This is a genomic window from Microcystis sp. LE19-10.1B, assembly GCF_027530565.1.
GTDB lineage: Bacteria > Cyanobacteriota > Cyanobacteriia > Cyanobacteriales > Microcystaceae > Microcystis > Microcystis aeruginosa.
Map to the genome: position 1 here is coordinate 1 of NZ_JAPZQM010000630.1, position 1,809 is coordinate 1,809.

The window sequence follows — 1,809 nt, forward strand, 5'->3', positions numbered from 1 at the left end:
ATAGAACGCTATCATTTTGTTTTAAAAAGTGGTTGTGGATTAGAAAAACTGCAATTAGAAACGGGTAGGAGAATTGAGATGGCTTTAGCTACCTATTCAATTGTAGCTTGGAGATTACTTTGGTTAACCTATCAAGCACGCTTACACGGAGAGGAGAGTTGTGAAAGTTTTTTGGAAGAACATGAATGGCAATCTTTGTGTGCCACTATTCATAAAAAGAGTCCGCCACCTGAAAAGCCGCCCTCCTTTAGGGAAGCGGTCAGAATGATTGCTTCTCTTGGGGGGTTTTTAGGTAGAAAAGGTGACGGTGAACCTGGTGTTAAAACTATTTGGTTGGGACTGCGAAGGTTACATGATATCAGCGAGACTTGGAAACTATCTCATCAAATTAGTTCCCCCATAGAACCCCCTTGAGCCATCTGGCACACTTTTCTCTTTTTGTCAAATTTTATGTTAAGAAAGATGTGACTAATGGATAGCTTGATAAGGGGGGTGTCCATGAGCAGAAAACGGGTTTCTCGGAGAAACCCGTTTTTTGTGCTGAAAAAGTACGGGCGAAGCATTCGGATAGAAAATCTCCGGTTTCACCGATAGGTTATTGCCCGAATGCTTCGCCCCTAAAGGACGCGGGCCGATGAAGACGCGAGGTTTTGAACGACGATTCTCTCAAAATCTTGCACCTGTTTCGCGAGAAAAGCCCCAAAACCCTTACTTTGCCTACATTTCACATTTATTCAGCAAGCCCTAAGTAGTTGGTTATAATTAAATTAAAAATGGATTTTAGGTTCGATCCCCCTGCCTTCCTTGATAAGGGGGGTGTCGATCCCCCCTGCCTTCCTTGATAAGGTTCGATCCCCCCTGCCCCCCTTGATAAGGGGGGTGTTGCCTTTTCTCATCTTAAAAAAACAGGAGACAGGACAATGACATCGATCGAATTGCGGCAAAAACTAATCAACCAAATTGAGCGGCTGAGTTTTGAAAAACTTCTCGTTGTAGAAAAGCTGATCGAAAGTTTAGAAAGTCATTTACCAGAAACTTCAAAAAATATAGATTCTGCCCCAGAATCTCCAGCTTCAACAAACACTTATTTAGAAGATGATCCAATTATAGGAATGTGTTCTGGTGTAATTCCTAATCTTTCGGAGCGAGCGGAAGAAATTTTAGAAACAGCCATTAAACCTCCATCGGGATGGACATGGAAAGAATGAATTCTCTTGCTGATACAGGATTCATTGTTGCACTGATAGATTCTCAGGATTCCCATCACCGGGAAGTAAAAAACATCTATCTTCAGCAACAAAAAATCATAGTTCCTCAGAGTGTGTTAGCCGAGGTTGCTTATCTTTTAGGATGCAATGCTGGTATATCTTCCGTTATCCAGTTTTTGCGATTGCTAAAAACAAGTCGCTTTGAGCTAATGGCTTTGACAGAAGAGGATCTTTCCAGAATAGGAGATATTTTGGAAGAATATCAAGACAGTAGAGTGGACTTTGTAGATGCTTCGGTTATGGCAATGGCGGAACGATTAAACCTCACAATAATTCTGACACTAGATCGCCGAGATTTTAGTCTCTATCGTCCTCAAAACTGCACTGCCTTTACCTTGCTTCCCTAGCTGAAAATTTATAGATTATATTATAATCATCTTAGGATTTTCTGAAATTCTCAAGAGTAATTCGGCTCTTCTCTACTTTGTGTGATAAGCACTGATTATCATTCGTAGGAGTCTTGCTAGGCAAGGCTTTGAAGACTATATTTCTATAAAATTATCCCTATTCTTCTTCCCTCCACACAGAAACCAGAAGAGCC

The 1,809-nt window shown here is 41.1% G+C and carries 3 protein-coding genes; all 3 read left to right on the forward strand.

The features are described from left to right. On the forward strand, positions 1 to 414 hold a 414-nt coding region (locus O9332_RS22650), incomplete at its 5' end, for an IS4 family transposase (RefSeq protein ID WP_288027540.1). 506 nt (positions 415 to 920) lie between these two features. After that, positions 921 to 1,208: a hypothetical protein gene (locus tag O9332_RS22655; RefSeq protein WP_002750295.1), complete on the forward strand. Its 288-nt coding sequence runs from the start codon at positions 921 to 923 to the stop codon at positions 1,206 to 1,208. Then, positions 1,205 to 1,615 (forward strand): type II toxin-antitoxin system VapC family toxin, encoded by a 411-nt coding sequence (locus tag O9332_RS22660; protein ID WP_043999229.1) that lies wholly within the window; start codon positions 1,205 to 1,207, stop codon positions 1,613 to 1,615. Before O9332_RS22655 ends, O9332_RS22660 begins: the two co-directional genes overlap by 4 nt. Positions 1,616 to 1,809 lie beyond the last annotated feature (194 nt).